This window comes from Streptomyces sp. NPDC052107 (assembly GCF_040680215.1).
Lineage (GTDB): Bacteria > Actinomycetota > Actinomycetes > Streptomycetales > Streptomycetaceae > Streptomyces.
Genome location: NZ_JBFAWG010000013.1, coordinates 118,264 through 135,705, shown reverse-complemented (window position 1 = coordinate 135,705; position 17,442 = coordinate 118,264). Strand labels below are relative to the sequence as shown.

The window sequence follows — 17,442 nt, the reverse complement described above, 5'->3', positions numbered from 1 at the left end:
GCAGGGCAGTTGCGCGGGGGTGAGTCCTTCCATCGAGGGACCGCCGGCCGTGCCGGGAGGTCGTGGGGAAGGCGGGCGCCGGTCGTGGCGGTGCAGGAGGCGAGACAGGGCACGGGTGCCGACGGGATCCACGAGGGCGGCTGCACCTGCGGGGACTGCCCGCACGGCGCCCGGGAGGGACACCGGCGGGCCGTCGCCGCGTTCCTGCGCCGGCGTGACGAGTTCGCGGCCGGGCTGGGTCTGCCGGCGGCCGTGGCGCACTCGGCCTCGGCTTCCCGCCAGTGGGTCTCCGAGGAACTGACCCAGCGGGCGGAGGCCGTCGCCGAACGCGGCCGCGCCGAGGGTGAGGCCTGGCTCGCCCGGCTGTGGCTGCGGACGGTGTGCGTCGTGTGGGGCGTGGTGCTCGCCCTGCTGCTCGGCGAGGCGCTCACCGCGGTCGCCGCGGGCTGGACCGGTGCCCGCACCGCGGCCCTGACCGCCGCGCTCCTCGTCGCCGGTGTGCTCACCGCCGCCTCCTGGCTGCACCGGGCGCGCGGCGGGGCGCCGGCCCCGTTGATCGGCGAGGACAACCGGATGTCCACCTCCCGTACGGTCGCCGCCTGCTGGGTGCTGTTCGTCGGCTACGCCGTCCTGGTGCTGGCCGTCCGGCTGGCCGCCGCCTCCGACCACACCGAACGCGACGCGCTGATCTCGGGCCTCGACCTCGCGCGCGGCGCGGGCGTGGTGACCGTCCTCGCCGTGGTGTGCGGCATCGCCGTCCTGGTCCGCCGGGTGGTGGGCCTGCGCATCCTCGCGCAGCGGCTGCAGAAGGTGCCGGCGCACCGGCCACGCGCCGCCGACCTGCTCACCGACGACTCCGGCCGGGGCGCCTTCACCGACATCCAGTACGTCGCCATCAGCGCCGTCGCCCTGCTGTTCGCCGCCGTACGCCTGGCCCGCCGCCCCGACCAGCTGCCCGACCTGCCCTGGGGCCTGGGCGTGGTGGTGCTGATCTCGGCCGTGACTTACCTGGCCGGCAAGTACGCCGAGGGCGGCCGCCCGGTCGTCCTCTCCGTGGTCCGCGCCCGTGAACCCGGCGACCTGGACGGGCCGATCCGCACCGGCGACGACATCGAGATCCGTGGCGCCGGTTTCGTGCCACCCGGCGCCCAGAGCGCCGACCGGCTCTCCCGCATGGTGGTCCGCATCGGCAGCGTCGACGTGCACGTCCCGCTGGTCCCCGTCACCGGCGGTTTCAGCAACCCCACCGACAGCGTCCTGACCGTGCCCGTGCCGGCCGAGGTCGAGCCCGGGGCGGTGGAGGTGCAGGTGGTCACCGCGGCCGGGGTGGCGACCAACCGGTGTGTCGTCCAGGTCACCGAGTGAGCAGCGGGGGAGCGGTCGGCCGATGAGCGAGAGCGTTCTGTCGGTGATACCGACCGACCCGCACCGGCAGCCGGCACCGGACGCCGGGAAGCGCGTCGCAGCCCTGGTCCTGTAACTGGTCTCCGGCTCCCCCGACGACCTCCACGCCGACCCCGACGCCGTCGAACTGGACGTCGACTGGCACGAGGCGATCACCGCCGTCGACTGCGGCTCGAACCTGGTGAGCATCCGCTGCCCGCACTGCGACGGCGCCATCGGCCCCGAGTGGTACGGGGCCCTGCTCGACGCGTACGACGAGCAGGGCCACGACAGCCTGCCCACCCTCGACATCACCGCCCCCTGCTGCGCCACCGACACCTCCCTGGACCGACTGGACTACGACTGGCCGTGTGGTTTCGCCCGCTTCGAGATCGCCGCCTGGAACCCGCAGCGCTCCCTGCTCACCCCGAGGAACTGACCGCCGTCGCCCGGGTCCTCGGCCATCCCGTGCGGCAGATCATGGCCCGCATCTGAACGAGGTCCGACAGGCCCTTCCCGGCCTCCCGCATGAGGGGCCGAAATCCGGAAAAACATCCGAGTCGGGATTGAACTGCGTCCCCTCGTCGTACGTATGGTCAAGTGAGGGGCGGGACGGCGGGCGAGAGGGCGGTTTGCGACGATGACTCACGGCATTCGGACGGACACGCACATGAACCGGCTCAACGGCACCGGCGGCTGGCGGGAGACCGCCGGCCACTACGCCCTGCTGCCGCTTCGTGTCTTCCTCGGCATCACCTTCATCTACGCCAGCCTGGACAAGCTCACCAGCAGCTCCTTCCTGAAGTCCGGCGGAGCCGGATCCATCGGTGACACCATGCGCTCGGCCCGCGACTCCGCCGCCATCCCGGCCCTGGTCGACCTGGCCCTGAAGTCCCCGGTCGGCTTCGGCTACGCCATCGCCCTCGGTGAACTGGCCGTCGGCATCGGCACCCTGCTCGGTCTGCTCGGCCGGCTGGCCGCGCTCGGCGGCGCGCTGATCTCGTTCAGCCTGTGGATGACGGTGAGCTGGTCGACGACCCCCTACTACTACGGCAACGACCTCGCCTACTTCATGGCCTGGATCCCCCTGATCCTCGCCGGCGCCCCCTACCTCTCCGTGGACGCGGCCTGGCGAGCCCGCCGCCGACAGCGACTGGGCGGTTACCGATAGCCGACGGACGGTCCCATGGCGCCGACGCCCTGGCCGCCGGCGGCCATGGGGCCGGCGGCCGCGGGAGACCCACCGCCGTCGGACGACCACTGGCCGCCGCACGCCGACCGGCCCGGTGTACCGGGACCGTCAGACGCGCTCGGCGTGACCCCGTCCGCGTATGCCCCGGGCCACCGCTGCCGTGGCACCGGCGAGGAACAGGCCGCCCACGATCAGCGGCACGACCGCGAACCACGGCGTCTCCCACAGTCCGCCCGCGTCTCCCGCGAAGACCACGCCGGTGGCGGTGAGGAAGAGCCCGGCGACCAGCCTCCCGGGCTGGAACTCATGGCGCAGCACGATCCACCTCCACCTGTCCGACCCCGACCTTCAGCGTGAGGTCGAGCGTGCCGGCCTCCTGGGCGCCCTTGGCCGGCGCCAGCGTCACGTTCTTGAGCCTGCGCGGCTGCACGTCCACGTCCTTCCTGCTGTCGCCGGGCAACCGGATGTCGCCGACGCCCACCTCGATGCTCATCCGTACCGTCGCGTCCGCCAGCACGATCACCTTCAGCTGTCCCGCACCCACGTGGGCGTCCGTCGTGACCGTCCGCCCCTTGCCCGGATGCACCCGGCTCAGATCCAGCGTGCCGCGCCCGGTGCCCAGGTCGTACGCCGGTCGCACCTGCGCCGTCGCGGCGGGCGCCCAGGAGGTGTCTCTCCAGTGGGTGGTGATGTCCTTGGGCATGGCCGACGCCCCGGCGAGCAGCGCCGCCGTGACGACCGCCAGGAAGACCGTCCCGGCTCCCGTACGGCCCAGGAACGCGCTGATCGTGATGCCCAGGCCGAAGACCGCCAGCGCGCACGCCAGACCGGTCTGCAGACTGGTGCCCAGCGGGTGCGTGTCCCAGGTCAGCCCGGTGCCCAGGCCGCCCGCCACCAGGGCGAGCAGGAACACCCAGCCACCGATCCAGCGCGGGCCGCGTGGTCTCGGGGGCGCACTGGTCCGCGGCTGTACGGAGCCCTGGTGGCCGTGGGTCCAGGGGGTGGCGATGCCGACGTCGACCATCGAGGTGAGGTCCCGGTCGCGGGCGTCGCCGGGCCCCCACAGATAGCCGGTGCCGCCGACATGGGTGCCGTCCTTGACGATCGGGTCCCGCCACCACGACGGGAAGACGGTGACGACCGGGGGGGCCTGGGCCTCCGGCGGTGCGTCGGCGGCGGCCTGGGCGGCGAGCGGGTCGGGGCCGGGGGCGCCGCGGCGCCGCGACCAGTACCCAGCGCCCGCCAGCAGAAGGGAGAGCACCACCGCGAAGGCCAGCACCCCGCCGTTTCTCAGCATGGTGAGGAAGATCCCGCAGCCGACCAGGGCGAACAGCACGGCGGCGAGCGCCTGGCCGTCGACCCGGCCCGTCAGCAGCTTGCGGACCTCGTTCTCCTCCTCGTCCTCGTACGGCACCAGCAGCCAGGCGAAGCCGTAGAAAATGAGGCCGATGCCGCCGGTCGCCGACAGCACGGCCAGGGTGATCCGGAAGATCACCGGGTCCATGTCGGTGTGCCGGCCGAGGCCCGCGCACACGCCCGCGATCATCTTGTGCCCGTGGTCGCGCCGGAACCGCTCGGGGGCCCCGGCTGCGGGCTGTTCCTGATCCTGCTGCACTGCGTCGGCTTGCGTGCCGGCGCCGGCCGCTCCCGTCTTCTCCGTCGCGGCGGGCGCGGCATCCGTCGGTCCGGTGCCCGGGGCCGGGCGCGGGCCGGAGCCGGGTCCCGGACCCGTCGCGGCGTGCTCGTGATCCGTCATGCGTCCATGGTGACGGCCAGGCCGCCGCCGCGGCAGTCGGGACGACCCTGGCCGAACCCTGAAATCGGCCCTGAGACAAGGCGGGGAACCGTTCGAGCCGCACCCGGCCGGCCCCGCGAGGAGCTCCCCGACCCGGCCCCGAGGAAGATCAGGGGCGTCTCGGGGGCCGACCCTGATGCCTGGCCCCGCCGGGCATGTGACCATCGTTGGCATGCCGGAAGCCGCAAGCCTGCCAGTCGACGACCCGCGGCCGCCGCGCAAGCTCTACCGCAGCAGCGACGGACGCTGGCTAGGCGGAGTGGCGCGGGGCCTCGCCGGGCATCTCGGGCTGCCCGTCATCTGGGTGCGGCTCGCCTTCGTCGGCCTGTTCATGGCGAACGGCCTGGGCGCGCTGCTCTACGCGGCGTTCTGGTTCTTCGTCCCGCTCGGCGTCGGCGGCGTCGGCGGTCACAAGCAGCCGTTGGTCGCCACCGAGACCGCGCCGGGCGGCCGACGCAGACTCGTGGCCCGCAAGCCGGACCGCGGGCAGATCGTCGCGCTGCTCCTCATGGTCGTCGTGTCCCTCGTATTCGTGGGCAGCGTGAACCTGACCAGTGCGGCCAAGGCGTATCTGCTGCCCGCCGTCCTCGTCGCGGCCGGTGTCGCCCTCGTCTGGCGCCAGGCGGACAACGCCCGCCGGGCCCGCTGGGTCGAGGTCGGCGGCCGGCGCCGCACCCTCACCCTGCTGCGCGCGGCCGGCGGTGTCCTGCTCGTCACGGCCGGTGTGTCCGCGATCTTCTGGCTGCAGGGCTCGGCCGCCCATCTCGGCGCGGTCCTGCAGGCGGCCCTCGCCGTCCTCGTCGGCATCACGCTCCTCGCTGGCCCGTATCTGGTCCGCATGACCCAGGACCTGTCCGAGGAACGCCTGATGCGCATCCGCGCCCAGGAGCGTGCGGAGGTCGCCGCCCACGTCCATGACTCCGTGCTGCACACCCTCACCCTGATCCAGCGCAACGCCGACAACGCGAACGAGGTGCGCCGCCTCGCCCGCGCCCAGGAGCGCGACCTGCGCACCTGGCTGTACAAGCCGGAGGGCACCGGCAAGGACGAGGCCGACGAGCCGGACACGGTCGCCGAGGCGGTGCGGCGCAATGCCGCCGAGGTGGAGGACAAGCACGGTGTGCCCATCGAGGTGGTCATAGTCGGCGACTGCCCGCTGGACGAGAGGACCGGCGCGCAGATGCAGGCCGCGCGCGAGGCGATGGTGAACGCCGCCAAGTACGGTGGCGAGGGCGGTGCCGTACAGGTCTACGCCGAAGTCGAGGGGAGGACGGTCTTCGTGTCCGTGCGCGACCGGGGACCCGGTTTCGACCTCGACTCGATACCCGCCGACCGCATGGGCGTCAGAGAATCGATCATCGGCCGTATGGAGCGCAACGGCGGCACGGCCCGGCTGCGGTCGGTGCCGGGCGGCGGCACGGAGGTCGAGCTGGAGATGGAGAGGGCGGAGAGGACGTCATGAGCGACGCGACCGAGGCGAACGGCACGGCGGGCGCCCCCGAGGGGGCCGGTTCCGCCGATGGCGGCGCGGGCGGACGGCACGTACGGGTGGTGCTCGTGGACGACCACCGGATGTTCCGCACCGGCGTCCAAGCCGAGATCGGGCAGACCGCCCAGACCGGCGTCGAGGTGGTCGGCGAGGCCGCGGACGTCGACCAGGCGGTCACGGTCATCACCGCCACCCGGCCCGAGGTGGTCCTCCTGGACGTGCACCTGCCGGGCGGCGGTGGTGTCGAAGTGCTGCGCCGGTGCGCGGCGTTGATGGCGGACACCGAGCAGCCCGTGCGCTTCCTCGCGCTGTCCGTGTCGGACGCGGCGGAGGACGTGATCGGTGTGATCCGCGGCGGCGCCCGCGGCTATGTCACCAAGACCATCACCGGCACCGACCTCGTCGACTCCATCTTCCGCGTCCAGGAGGGCGACGCCGTCTTCTCCCCGCGGCTGGCCGGGTTCGTGCTGGACGCCTTCGCCTCCACCGACGCCCCGCCCGTGGACGAGGACCTCGACCGCCTCACCCAGCGCGAGCGCGAGGTGCTCCGGCTGATCGCCCGTGGCTATGCCTACAAGGAGATCGCCAAGCAGCTGTTCATCTCGGTGAAGACGGTCGAGTCCCATGTCTCGGCGGTCCTGCGCAAGCTCCAGCTGTCCAACCGCCATGAGCTGACCCGCTGGGCGACGGCCCGCCGCCTGGTCTGACCCCTGCGGGCCCGCCCCTAGGACACCCGGGTCGCCCCCGCGAACGGCATCAGGTCGACCGGGGCCAGCCGGACCGGTGCCGAGGGGTTCGGGGCGTGGATGATCTGCCCGTTGCCCACGTAGATGCCGACGTGGCTGATGCCGGAGTAGAAGAACACCAGGTCCCCGGGCCGGAGTTCGGAGCGGGAGACGCGACGGCCCGCGTCGATCTGGGCGTAGGTGGTGCGGGGCAGGGAGATACCGGCGGAGCGGTAGGCGGCCTGGACCAGGCCCGAGCAGTCGAAGGCGTTCGGGCCGGCCGCGCCCCACACATAGGGGCTGCCGAGCTTGGCGAAGGCGTAGTCGACGGCCGCCTCGGCGCGCGCGTTCGGGGCCGCGGCCGACCCGGCCTGCTCCAGTGCGTCCCGGGCGTCCGAGGCCGAGCGGGAGGCACGTCCCGGTGCGCTGCCGTCACCGCTCTCGGACCGCTGCTGTGGAGTGAGCCCCGCCAGCAGCCGCCGGGCCTCCCCCAGCTTGCCGGTGATGGTCTTCTTCTGACGCTGCAGCTCGGCCTGCCGTGACCGCAGCGACTGCAGCTCGATGCGTGCCGCGCCCCGCAGCTGCTCGATCTCCCGCAGCTGTTCGCGCACCCGGGACACGGCGGCGGCCTGCCGGTCACCGGCCCGCTCCACGAACGCGGCGTCGTCCAGGTACCGGTCGGGGTCGCCGGACAGGGCCAGCTGCCAGGTCCGTGCGAAGCCGCCCTCGCGGTACTGCGCCGCCGCGAACGAGCCCAGTGCGTCCCGGGCGGTGTTGAGGTTCTGCTGCTTGCGGGCGGTCTCGTCGCGCAGCGCGTTCAGCCGCCGCTGCCCCGTGTCCGCCTTCTCCTTCACGCCGTCGTACTTCTCGGTCGCGGCCTCGGCCTCCTGGTACAGCTTGTCCACCTTGGCCTTCACCTGCGCCGGCGTCAGCTGCGGTTCGGCGTGTCCGGTCCCGTCGAACCCCGTCGCGGTGGCCGCGCCCGCCAGGGCGAGCGTGGCGGCCGTCCGGGCCGTATGGCCGCCCATCGAGCGTTGCCGGGCCTTGCGGTGCACTGCCACCTGGACCGTCACGTCCTTCCGTAGGACTCGCACGACCGAGACGTCCGTGTGTCCGGCGGCGGCCCGCACAGGGGAAGCGGGCCACCGCCGGACCCTTCTCGGCGGTGGTGGCCGACGGCCGCCCCTGGCCCGGGCGGCGGTGGGGAGCCGGTCACCTGGGGGAGGACGCTAGGCCCGACTGTGACGAGTGGGTAACGCAGTGTACGGAACTGCCCCCGACCGACGGGATGTGACCGCAAGTGACCGCATGGCCATTCTGGAGGCGTCGTCTTCACAGAGCGTGGTGACCGAAGCGCGGAAAGCGGGACGGACGGGAGGCGTGGGGTGCTATGGGGCGCATATATGCAAGATCACCTGTGTGATCGCCGACCGCTGTGACCGGGGCCGGTGGCAGGAGGCCCCTGGGCCCCTGGTTAGGCTCCGGGCCCATGGACGTACTCATCCATCTCTTCGTCGGCCTGCACATCATCGGCATCGCCGCGCTGCTCGGCGGTTTCCTCACCCAGATGAAGGCGATGGGCCAGGGCACGGCCCGGTTCGTGCCCGCGATGCTGCATGGCGCGCTGACCATGCTGGTCACCGGCGTGGCCCTGGTCGGCCTCAACCAGGCCGACGACCACCACGTCAACACCATCAAGATCGGCGTCAAGCTGGCGCTGCTGATCGTGATCCTCGGGCTGGTCTATGTGAAGCGCGACGAGGAGAAGGTCGACAAGGGCGTGTTCGGGCTGGTCGGGTTGCTGACCACGGCGAACATCCTCATCGCCGTCCTGTGGACCTGACGGTCATCCGCCCCTGCCGTCGGCGCGGGCCGCGAGCAGCGCACCGGCGGCGACCGCGAGCCACACCGCCACCGCCGCCCACAGCAGCACCCGTCCCGGCCAGTCGAGCCACGGCACGCTGAAGACGGTCGCGACGGACAGCGTCGCCACCGCCGTCATCCCCATCGGGAACACCGTCGCCCACCGCAGCACGTGGTAACCGGGCCGGGGCCGCGCCGCCTCGGCGGCCAGCAGTACGACGTAGCAGCCCAGATCCAGCACGAGCAGCGCGACCGTCACGGTGCGCAGCACGCCGCGGTCGTCGTCGTTCCACAGGTACATGCCCGAGTCCCCGGCGATGAGCAGGTTCGCCCCGGCCAGCGCCGAGATCGCGAGCGCCCCGCCCGCGATCCAGTGGTCGCCCGGCCCCTCCAGCACCTGCCGAGCGTCGAAGTGGACCAGCGCCAGGCCGTAGAGCACCAGGCCCAGCCAGAACAGCACCAGCGCGGTGTGCGCGAGCCAAGCCGCGCGCTCGGCCTCGGCCAGCGTGGCGGCCAGTACGGCGATCCCCTCCGTGGCCACACAACACAGGAACACCGCCCCTGGCATGCGCGGCCCCCAGCGCCGTACGACCATGAACAGCAGCACCGGCCAGAGCAGCGCCGCGAGCGCCAGCAGCGCCTCGGCCAGGGTCTGCAGGCCCAGCGCCGAGATCCGGGTGCCGAGCACCGTGGTCGCGGCGACGGAGGTCAGCGCGCCGGGGCTCTCCGCCTCGGTCGCCCAGCGCTGCCGCTCGCCGACCAGTCGCAGCGCGAACTCCGCGGCCAGCGCGGCCCAGGCGACGCACGCCAGCGCCAGCACCACCCGGGAGACCGCCTCGTCGCCGGTCATGTGCAGCCCCACCGACAGGATGCCGGTCGCCATCACGGCGGCCCCGGCCGCGGGGGACCGCCCCGCCCACCACGCGCGCAGATCTGAGATGCCGGGCATGGGCCCGATGCTAGGGAGCCGGGGCGTCGCTGCCCGGAAGGGCACGCGCGCGTGAAGACCGAAAACGCCGGTACGCGTGCGTGAGGCCGGAAGAGCGGGCAGCCCGCGCGTGGACACAGGAAAGCCGACACGTGCGCGTGGGCGGATGAAGGGCCGCACGCGGGCGGGGACGGAGAAGACCCCGGCACGCGCACGTGGACGAAGAAGAGGCCGCACGCGCGCGTGGGCGCGAGAAACGCCGGTACGCGCACGTGGATGGCCACGTGATTCGCCGACGCGCGCCTGGAGGCCAAGGCACCGTCACGGGCGCGTGGCAGCCCGAAACGTCGGCACGCGCGTGGCAGCCCAAGACATGGGCACGCGCCCACGCGGCCGTCCGATTCGCCGGTACGCCCGCGTGGAGCGTCGAAGGGCTGAGGCGCGCCCGTGCCCGGGGCGGGCCTCAGCCCGGGCGGACCACGCTGTGGATGATCGACTCTCCGCCGTAGTAGATGGACTCCTCGCGGACGTACGCGCCCGGCTTCGGGGCGTGGATCATCATGCCGTTGCCTATGTACATGCCGACGTGGCTGATGTCGTCGTAGAAGAAGATCAGGTCGCCCGGGCGCGCGTCGGCGAGCGAGACCGTGGTGCCCGCATTGACCTGGTCGTACGTGGTGCGCGGAAGTGAGACGCCGCCGGCCTTCCAGGCGGCCTGGGTGAGGCCCGAGCAGTCGTAGGAGTCCGGCCCGGTCGCGCCCCACACGTACGGCTTGCCGATCTGTGCGCGGGCGAAGGCGATCGCCTTCTCGGCCTTCGTGTCGTACGAGCTGGATGTGGTGGTGGACCCGGTCGAGCCGGAGCCCGTCGAACCGGATCCGGACCCGGACCCCGTGGACGAGGAGGACGAGGAGGACGAGTCGGCCTGCTGTTGAGCTGCCTGCTGCTGGGCCGCCTGCTGCTTCGCCAGCTCGGCCGCCTTGCGCGCCGCCTCCTGCTGCTTCTCCCGCTCGATGGCGGCCAGCCGGGCTTTCTCCTGGGCGTTCAGCCGCGACAGCAGCTCACGGGCCGAGGCCAGTTTCTTCTGGACGGTGGACTTGGCGGTCTGCAGGTCGTGCTGTGAGACGTTCAGCGTCTGCAGGCTCTCCGCGGCCTCCCGCCGCTTCTTCATGGTCGCGGCCTGCTCGCCGATGTAGTCGTCGACCGCGGTCTTCTCCCGCGAGGTCAGCCGGTTCATCAGCTGGGTCTGGTCGAAGTAGTCCTGCGGGTCGTTCGCCAGCAGGAAGGTGGCCGTGTCGGGAGCGGCGGCGCCGGTGCGGTACTGGGCCGCGGCGAACGAGCCCAGCTCCTCGCGGGCCTTGTTGAGGCGTTCGGTGCGCTGGGCGAGGTCGTCGCGGAGGGCGTCGACGCGGCCCCTCTGCTTACCGGTCCGCTCCTTGGCCGCGTTGTACTTCTGGGTCGCCGACTCCGCCTGGCGGTACAGATCGTCGACCTTCTTCTCGACCTCCTCCAGGCTCGGCTTGGCGTGATCGGTACTGGGGGCGGCCTCTGCGGTCTGCGAGAGCACGGCCATGGAGGTGAGGGCGGCGGTGGCGAGGGCGGGGGTGCGAAGACCCGTTCCGATGGTCCCGCCGGGGCGCGGCTTGCGGTGCGACGCCAAGGGAGGCGACTCCTTCCAATGGGCCGCCTACCGGGTTAGCTGTCGGGTTCGGGCGGTGGTTCGGAAGGGTTGCCCTACGGCGGCGTCCCGGGTGGGAGCCGGCCGATTCACCCCAAGGTCGGTGGGTCCCCGGCTCCGGGCGCCCTGCGGCGCGCCGGACTCGGCGGAGGCCGCGCGGCCCGGCGAGGTTCGCCGGTAGGGGTCGTACGGCCCGGACGCACGCTAGCCAACTCGTGTGACTCCTGTGAAGGTTGGTGCGTGATATGTCCGATACATTTTCGTGACCTGAGCCAGGTTTCGCTCCTGTGTCATCGGACGGTTCCCCTGTGTGAGCAGGATGCGGGCCGCTCGGCGGTCAAGATCAACTGTGTTCCGGACCGGCCATGTTCCGGGGACGGCGACCGGTTGTCGGTGGGGCGCCCTAGACTCGTAGAGCGATGAGCAGCCTCTTTGACGACAGCTTCCTGGCGGACCTCCAGGCCCCTCGCGGGCGTGAGGAGGAGCCCCCGCCGCCGCCCGAGGACGATCACGCTCCGGAGCCGCTTCCGGACGATCTGTTCGGCGGGAAGTTCGACGTGCCGCCGGACCGGGACGCGTACTACCGCGACGGCGCCCCGCGTCCCGCCCTCGACGCGGCGGCCCTGCTGGCGGGGCTGAACGACAACCAGCGCGCCGCGGTCGTGCACGCCGGCTCCCCATTGCTCATCGTCGCCGGCGCCGGCTCCGGCAAGACCCGTGTGCTCACCCACCGCATCGCCCACCTGCTCGCCGAGCGGCACGTGCACCCGGGCCAGATCCTCGCGATCACCTTCACCAACAAGGCCGCGGGCGAGATGAAGGAGCGCGTCGAGCAGCTCGTCGGCCCGCGCGCGAACGCGATGTGGGTGATGACCTTCCACAGCGCGTGCGTGCGCATCCTGCGCCGGGAGAGCAAGAAGCTCGGATTCACGTCGTCGTTCTCGATCTACGACGCCGCCGACAGCAAGCGCCTGATGGCCCTGGTCTGCCGCGACCTGGACCTCGACCCAAAGCGCTTCCCGCCGAAGTCGTTCAGCGCGAAGATCAGCAACCTGAAGAACGAGCTGATCGACGAGGAGGACTTCGCCGCCCAAGCCACCGACGGCTTCGAGAAGACCCTCGCCCAGGCCTACGCGCTCTATCAGTCGCGGCTGCGCGAGGCCAACGCGCTCGACTTCGACGACCTGATCATGACGACGGTCAACCTGCTGCGCGCCTTCCCGGACGTCGCCGAGCACTACCGCCGTCGCTTCCGGCACGTTCTGGTCGATGAATACCAGGACACCAACCACGCCCAGTACGCGCTCGTACGGGAACTCGTGGGCACGGGAGAGCGCTCCGCCGAGGACGGCGACACCCCGCCCGGCGAGCATGACCTCCCGCCCGCCGAACTGTGCGTCGTGGGTGACGCGGACCAGTCCATCTACGCCTTCCGGGGCGCGACGATCCGCAACATCCTCCAGTTCGAGGAGGACTACCCGAACGCGACGACGATCCTCCTGGAGCAGAACTACCGCTCCACGCAGACCATCCTGTCCGCCGCCAACGCGGTCATCGAGCGCAACGAGTCCCGCCGCCCGAAGAACCTGTGGACCAACGCCGGCCAGGGTGCGCGGATCACCGGCTATGTTGCGGACACCGAGCACGACGAGGCGCAGTTCGTCTCCGACGAGATAGACCGCCTGGTCGACGCGGGCGAGGCCAAGGCGGGCGACGTCGCCGTCTTCTACCGCACCAACGCCCAGTCCCGTGTCTTCGAAGAGGTCTTCATCCGCGTCGGCCTGCCCTACAAGGTCGTCGGCGGAGTCCGCTTCTACGAGCGCAAGGAGGTCCGGGACGTCCTGGCCTACCTGCGCGTCCTCGCCAACCCCGAGGACTCGGTGCCGCTGCGCCGCATCCTCAACGTGCCCAAGCGGGGCATCGGCGAGCGCGCCGAGGCGATGATCGACGCCCTCGCCCAGCGCGAGAAGATCAGCTTCCCGCAGGCACTCAAGCGCGTGGACGAGGCGTACGGCATGGCCGCGCGCTCCACCAACGCCATCAAGCGGTTCAACACGCTGATGGAGGACCTGCGCACCATCGTCGAGTCCGGCGCGGGCCCGGCGACCGTCCTGGAGGCCGTGCTGGAACGCACCGGCTATCTGGCCGAGTTGCAGGCCTCCACCGACCCGCAGGACGAGACCCGCATCGAGAACCTCCAGGAACTCGCGGCCGTGGCCCTGGAGTTCGAGCAGGGCCGCGGGGAGGGCGAGTCGGTGGCGCTGTCCGACTTCCTGGAGCAGGTCGCCCTGGTCGCCGACTCCGACCAGATCCCCGACGAGGACGAGGAAGGCTCCGGCGTCATCACCCTGATGACCCTGCACACCGCCAAGGGCCTGGAGTTCCCGGTCGTCTTCCTGACCGGCATGGAGGACGGCGTCTTCCCGCACATGCGCGCCCTCGGCCAGACCAAGGAGCTGGAGGAGGAGCGGCGCCTGGCGTACGTCGGCATCACGCGCGCGCGGGAGCGGCTCTACCTCACGCGGTCGGCGATGCGCAGCGCCTGGGGCCAGCCGTCGTACAACCCGCCCTCCCGCTTCCTGGAGGAGATCCCGGCCACCCATGTGGACTGGAAGCGGACGGGAGCGACGGCGCCGGCGTCCTCCGGACCCGTCTCCGGGATCGCGGCCTCGCTGTCCTCGACCCGCTCGCGTTCCTCGGCGTCGGGCGCGTCCGGGTTCGCCACGCGGCGCACCACGGAGAAGCCGGTGGTCGCCCTGGCCGTCGGGGACCGGGTCACCCATGACCAGTTCGGGCTCGGCACGGTCGTCGCCGTGAAGGGCGCGGGCGCGAACGCGGAGGCGACGATCGACTTCGGCGACGCCAAGCCGAAGCGGCTGCTGCTGCGGTACGCGCCCGTGGAGAAGCTGTAAGCCGAAGGGGCCCTCGCCGCACGGCGAGGGCCCCTTCGGAGTGTCGGATTCCTACGTCGGGTCGAGCCCGTGGCTCCGCAGCCACGGCAGCGGGTCTATGGCCGCCCCGCCCGCGGGCCGTACCTCGAAGTGCAGATGCGGACCGGTGGAGTTGCCGGAGTTGCCGGAGTAGGCGATCGGCTGGCCGGCCTTGACGTATGTCCCGGCGGGCACGCGGTAGCTGGACAGATGGCAGTACCAGGTCTGCGTGCCGTCCTTCGCCGTCACGATCATCATGTTGCCGTAGGCGCTGTTCCACTTGGTGGAGACGACGCCGTCGGTCGCGGCCATCACCGTGGTGCCGTACGACACCGGGAAGTCGATGCCCGTGTGCACGGACATCCAGTTCACCCCGGCCTGGCCGAAGTAGGCGCTGAGCCCCCTCTGCGTGACCGGCAGCACGAACTTGGGGCGCAGCCGCTCCTTGAGCGCGGCCGCCGCGGCCGCCTTCTTCTTCTCCAGCTCCTGCTGGTTCTTGAGGTCGATCCGTTCCTGCGTGCGGCTCGCCCGGTCGGCGAAGTCGTGGGCGCCTGCGGACAGGGTGTTGAGCTGGGTGTCCAGCTTGCTGTTGGCGACCGAGGCCTTGACCGTGTGCGTGTCCGAGGCGGAGGCGGTGGTGTCCTGGCCGTGGTCGGTCAGTGCGCCGACCGAGGCGGCGGCGATCCCGGCGACGCCCATCACACAGACCGAGGGCACGGCGACTGTAAGCAGCGCGGAGCGCTTGGCGGTCGTACGACGGCGGGAGCGCGCGGCGCTGCGCGATCCGGCACGGGGCGCCGGCGCGACTTCTTCCTGGTCGTCCAGCAACTCGGCGGCGGGCTGTTCACCGGTCGTGACCGACTCGTCGTCCCCGGCGCCCTGTTCGTCGAAGGCCGTGTCCGCGTACAGCGAGTCGTCCGCGTACAGCGCGTCGTTCTCGTACGGCGCGCTGTCCTCATACGGCGCGTTTTCCTCGTACGGCGCATCGTCGGTGTACGGCGCATTGTCCGCATACGGCGCATCGTCGGTGTACGGCGCATTGTCCGCGTACGGCGCATTGTCCGCGTACGGGGTGTCGTCCTCGTACGGCGCCTGTTGCTGGTACGGCACCTGCGCGAAGCCCGCGGTCGCCTGCGGGTCGCCGACCTGGCCGAAGAGGGCGGTGGCCTGCTGGTCGAACGGTTCAGCAGCCTGCTCGGCCTCCGCCTGCACGGCGTGGCCGCCGGAGTTCCACTGGGTGGCGTCGAACATGCCCGACTCGAAGGTCTGGGTGCCCCACGCCCACTGCTGGGTCGGTTCGGCGATGCCGGACTGGTCGTGCTGCAGCCAGGCGCTCGCGTCCCACTGGCCGCTGATGTCGTTGCCCGTCGCCTGGGCAGGGATGGTCCAGGCCGTGGAGTCGTAGACACCGGAGTCGTAGGCGGCGGGGTGCTGGGCCGCGTACGGGTCGTGGTTCAGGAGCTGGCCGGTCTGCCACTGCGTGCTGTCGTACGCGCCGGTGCCCTGCTCGCCGGGCATGCTGCCGAAGAGCGGGTCCGTGGAGAAGGTGCTGGTGCCGTCGGGAAAACCGGTGGTGTCGTAGTCGCCGTACGTGGTGAAGTCGCCGTAAGGGGCTCCGTGTGTCCCGTACGGCGCGTAGTGCGCGGCTGAGGCGTCGGAAGCCGGGGCCGGGGTGGTCATGGTCCCCGACGGGTGACGGTCGTTCACCAACTTCTCTTTCGCCTCGACAACAGGGGCTGCCAGAGCAGTGCGGTGACTGTACCCGCCGGTACCTGGGCGCGACAATCTTCGGCCGGTTTCGCGGGGGCCGGAAACGGGCATTCGGCGGTGTTTCGGGGGGCGCTCGACACGAGTTTGGCCGAGAGTTCGATTGGTGTTCGATGTGTGGTGACTGTTCGTCACCTGTGCGTCACTCCGCCGTCGGATACTTCACGCCACCGTCAGACCGCCGGCGACCCGCTCCCCGGGGTGCGGGGCGTCGAGCGCCTCGCGTATCCCGGCCGCGACGGCGGGGTGCACGGGCAGAGCGAGATGCCCGATGCCGGTCACCCGGACGTTCTGCACGTCCAGGTCGGGGTGCTCCAGGCAGGCCGTCTCCAGCGGCACCATCACGGAGTCCAGGTCGCTCCAGAAGCTGACGAACCGGGTGCGGCAGCCGGGCGCGGGCCGGGCCAGCTCCTCGATCACTCCCGAGCCGGGTCGCATCTGGCGCACGATCGGATGGGCGTTGGCCAGCGGCGCCGCGCTGGTCCCCGAGTGCGGTGTGCCCAGTGTGACGAGGATGCGCACCCGTAGGTCACCACCCAGACACTGCACGTAATAACGGGCGATCAGCCCGCCGAGGCTGTGGCCCACGATGTCGACCCGGTCGCTGTCCGCGCGCTCGCAGATCTCCTCGATGTGCCTGCCGAGCAACTCGGCGGCGGCGCGGATGTCGCAGGTCAGCGGGGAGTAGTTGAGCGATACGACGCGCTGCCCGCCGTGCTGGGCGAGGTTGCGGCGCAGCAGCAGGAACACCGAGCGGTTGTCGATGAAACCGTGCAGCAGCACCACCGGCGGACCGGACCGGACCGGCAGCTGGGCGGTGCCGTCGCGGGCGGGCGGGGCGGCGCGGCGCTCCTGGACGAGGCCGGTGGGATACAGCAGGAGATGGCCGGCCAGGATCGCGGCCTCGAGGGCGGTCGCCTTCAGCAGCGCCACGGAGATTCCGGCGAGTCTGCCGGGCCACAGGCGCCGGCAGAACGGGAGAAAGAGTGGCAGTACCCCGGTGACCTTCATGGGCCGACCTCCTGTCGGCACGCCGGAGGACGGCTCGATCCCCCGTGTGCCCTGATGTCCCACCATGTGATTTCCCCCTCGCTGCGCACCGTGAAACTGCCGGTTGCGGGATGCTGGAGATAACGTTCGTTCACTTCGCGACGGGTGGCGGGACGCGCCAAAAGTGCGGTACTTGTCGTTACGGACGGAAGCGATCGCTTCCGTGATCGTTTGATGGAGGCAGTGATGGGTGTGGCAGCCGGTCCGATCCGCGTGGTGGTCGCCAAGCCGGGGCTCGACGGCCACGATCGTGGGGCCAAGGTCATCGCGCGAGCCCTGCGCGACGCCGGTATGGAGGTCATCTACACCGGGCTCCACCAGACGCCGGAGCAGATCGTGGACACCGCCATCCAGGAGGACGCCGACGCGATCGGCCTGTCCATCCTCTCCGGCGCGCACAACACCCTGTTCGCCGCGGTGATCGACCTGCTCAAGGAGCGCGAGGCCGAGGACATCCTCGTCTTCGGCGGCGGCATCATCCCGGAGGAGGACATCCCGCCGCTGAAGGAGAAGGGCGTCGCGGCGATCTTCACGCCGGGTGCGACGACCGCGTCGATCGTGGAGTGGGTGCGGGAGAACGTCCGTCAGCCGGCCGCGTCGGGGGGCTGAACGGCTGCCTTCGGCGGTTGGGCCGGTGGCTCG

At 71.6% G+C, this 17,442-nt stretch carries 15 protein-coding genes and 1 riboswitch; of the genes, 8 read left to right on the top strand and 7 right to left on the bottom strand.

What is annotated here, in order from left to right:
* The first annotated feature begins 84 nt into the window (after window positions 1-84).
* The 3 genes from AB0M27_RS17455 to AB0M27_RS17445 all read left to right on the top strand — a co-directional run bounded on the left by AB0M27_RS17455 (window position 85) and on the right by AB0M27_RS17445 (window position 2,554).
* Complete coding sequence (locus AB0M27_RS17455; RefSeq protein ID WP_365722566.1) at window positions 85-1,365, top strand: hypothetical protein; 1,281 nt, start codon at window positions 85-87, stop codon at window positions 1,363-1,365.
* A gap of 220 nt (window positions 1,366-1,585) precedes the next feature.
* Window positions 1,586-1,822: a hypothetical protein gene (locus tag AB0M27_RS17450; protein ID WP_365722563.1), complete on the top strand. Its 237-nt coding sequence runs from the start codon at window positions 1,586-1,588 to the stop codon at window positions 1,820-1,822.
* A gap of 201 nt (window positions 1,823-2,023) precedes the next feature.
* Complete coding sequence (locus tag AB0M27_RS17445) at window positions 2,024-2,554, top strand: DoxX family membrane protein (RefSeq protein WP_365722561.1); 531 nt, start codon at window positions 2,024-2,026, stop codon at window positions 2,552-2,554.
* Window positions 2,555-2,683: 129 nt separating this feature from the next.
* Here the strand turns inward: AB0M27_RS17445 and AB0M27_RS17440 are convergent, their stop codons facing one another.
* On the bottom strand, window positions 2,684-2,893 hold the full coding sequence (locus AB0M27_RS17440; RefSeq protein ID WP_365722559.1) for a hypothetical protein: 210 nt from the start codon (window positions 2,891-2,893) through the stop codon (window positions 2,684-2,686).
* Complete coding sequence (locus AB0M27_RS17435) at window positions 2,880-4,331, bottom strand: PspC domain-containing protein (protein ID WP_365722557.1); 1,452 nt, start codon at window positions 4,329-4,331, stop codon at window positions 2,880-2,882. Before AB0M27_RS17435 ends, AB0M27_RS17440 begins: the two co-directional genes overlap by 14 nt.
* Window positions 4,332-4,542: 211 nt before the next feature.
* On the opposite strand from AB0M27_RS17435, the gene AB0M27_RS17430 reads away from it, so the two are divergent.
* Window positions 4,543-5,832 carry a PspC domain-containing protein gene (locus AB0M27_RS17430; protein ID WP_365722555.1) on the top strand — a complete coding sequence of 430 codons (1,290 nt, stop codon included), beginning with the start codon at window positions 4,543-4,545 and terminating at the stop codon, window positions 5,830-5,832.
* Complete coding sequence (locus tag AB0M27_RS17425; RefSeq protein ID WP_365722553.1) at window positions 5,829-6,566, top strand: response regulator transcription factor; 738 nt, start codon at window positions 5,829-5,831, stop codon at window positions 6,564-6,566. Before AB0M27_RS17430 ends, AB0M27_RS17425 begins: the two co-directional genes overlap by 4 nt.
* Before the next feature lie 17 nt (window positions 6,567-6,583).
* On the opposite strand, the gene AB0M27_RS17420 is transcribed toward AB0M27_RS17425, so the two are convergent.
* A complete protein-coding gene (locus tag AB0M27_RS17420; RefSeq protein ID WP_365722710.1) occupies window positions 6,584-7,645 on the bottom strand; it encodes an NlpC/P60 family protein in 1,062 nt (353 codons plus the stop codon).
* 428 nt (window positions 7,646-8,073) lie between these two features.
* Between AB0M27_RS17420 and AB0M27_RS17415 the strand changes: the two genes are divergently transcribed.
* Window positions 8,074-8,427, top strand: a complete 354-nt coding sequence (locus AB0M27_RS17415) for a hypothetical protein (RefSeq protein ID WP_365722551.1) — start codon at window positions 8,074-8,076, stop codon at window positions 8,425-8,427.
* 3 nt (window positions 8,428-8,430) lie between these two features.
* Here the strand turns inward: AB0M27_RS17415 and AB0M27_RS17410 are convergent, their stop codons facing one another.
* Entirely contained in the window at window positions 8,431-9,396 is a 966-nt protein-coding gene (locus AB0M27_RS17410) for a tellurite resistance/C4-dicarboxylate transporter family protein (protein WP_365722549.1), read from the bottom strand.
* Between the two features lie 442 nt (window positions 9,397-9,838).
* Entirely contained in the window at window positions 9,839-11,035 is a 1,197-nt protein-coding gene (locus AB0M27_RS17405) for an NlpC/P60 family protein (RefSeq protein WP_365722547.1), read from the bottom strand.
* 7 nt (window positions 11,036-11,042) lie between these two features.
* Window positions 11,043-11,211, bottom strand: a riboswitch (cyclic di-AMP (ydaO/yuaA leader).
* A gap of 261 nt (window positions 11,212-11,472) precedes the next feature.
* Here AB0M27_RS17405 and pcrA point away from each other — a divergent pair.
* Window positions 11,473-13,965: a DNA helicase PcrA gene (gene pcrA, locus AB0M27_RS17400; protein ID WP_365722545.1), complete on the top strand. Its 2,493-nt coding sequence runs from the start codon at window positions 11,473-11,475 to the stop codon at window positions 13,963-13,965.
* 51 nt (window positions 13,966-14,016) lie between these two features.
* Here the strand turns inward: pcrA and AB0M27_RS17395 are convergent, their stop codons facing one another.
* Together AB0M27_RS17395 and AB0M27_RS17390 are read right to left on the bottom strand one after the other, a co-directional pair.
* On the bottom strand, window positions 14,017-15,663 hold the full coding sequence (locus tag AB0M27_RS17395) for a M23 family metallopeptidase (protein WP_365722708.1): 1,647 nt from the start codon (window positions 15,661-15,663) through the stop codon (window positions 14,017-14,019).
* Between the two features lie 249 nt (window positions 15,664-15,912).
* Window positions 15,913-16,761, bottom strand: coding sequence for an alpha/beta fold hydrolase (locus AB0M27_RS17390; RefSeq protein WP_365722543.1), 849 nt, complete (start codon window positions 16,759-16,761; stop codon window positions 15,913-15,915).
* A gap of 225 nt (window positions 16,762-16,986) precedes the next feature.
* Between AB0M27_RS17390 and AB0M27_RS17385 the strand changes: the two genes are divergently transcribed.
* Complete coding sequence (locus AB0M27_RS17385; RefSeq protein WP_365722541.1) at window positions 16,987-17,409, top strand: cobalamin B12-binding domain-containing protein; 423 nt, start codon at window positions 16,987-16,989, stop codon at window positions 17,407-17,409.
* The last annotated feature ends 33 nt before the right edge of the window (window positions 17,410-17,442 follow it).